Source organism: Paenibacillus sp. TSM33, assembly GCF_056099025.1.
In genome coordinates this window covers 1-400 of the sequence record NZ_JBLZXB010000042.1, presented here as the reverse complement: position 1 = coordinate 400, position 400 = coordinate 1, and the positions used below count along the sequence as shown (strand labels likewise).

Annotated in this window: 3 tRNA genes; all 3 read right to left on the bottom strand. The window is 48.8% G+C overall.

Annotated features, from left to right (window positions below):
* Positions 1 to 50 precede the first annotated feature (50 nt).
* Positions 51 to 126: transfer RNA gene (locus ACN6NF_RS25745), tRNA-Thr, on the bottom strand.
* A gap of 26 nt (positions 127 to 152) precedes the next feature.
* Positions 153 to 225, bottom strand: a tRNA-Phe gene (locus tag ACN6NF_RS25740).
* A gap of 51 nt (positions 226 to 276) precedes the next feature.
* A tRNA-Asp gene (locus tag ACN6NF_RS25735) sits at positions 277 to 353 on the bottom strand.
* Positions 354 to 400: the final 47 nt, after the last annotated feature.

Genomic DNA, 400 nt, shown 5'->3' with positions numbered 1-400 from the left:
GAGCAGATTTACAGTCTGATGCGTTTGGCCACTTCGCTAATCCTCCAAAATGGTGCCGGCGAGAGGACTTGAACCCCCAACCTACTGATTACAAGTCAGTTGCTCTACCAGTTGAGCTACACCGGCACATTACTCATTTCCCACTTGAAAGGTGGCTCGGGACGGAATCGAACCGCCGACACGAGGATTTTCAGTCCTCTGCTCTACCGACTGAGCTACCGAGCCATATTTTTTTTTACAACTACATCATATAGTTCGTACTATATACAGTTAAAATGGCGGAACTGACGGGATTCGAACCCGCGATCTCCTGCGTGACAGGCAGGCATGTTAGGCCTCTACACCACAGTTCCAGAGGCACTTTCTAAATTGAAAGTAATTGCGGGGGCAGGATTTGAAC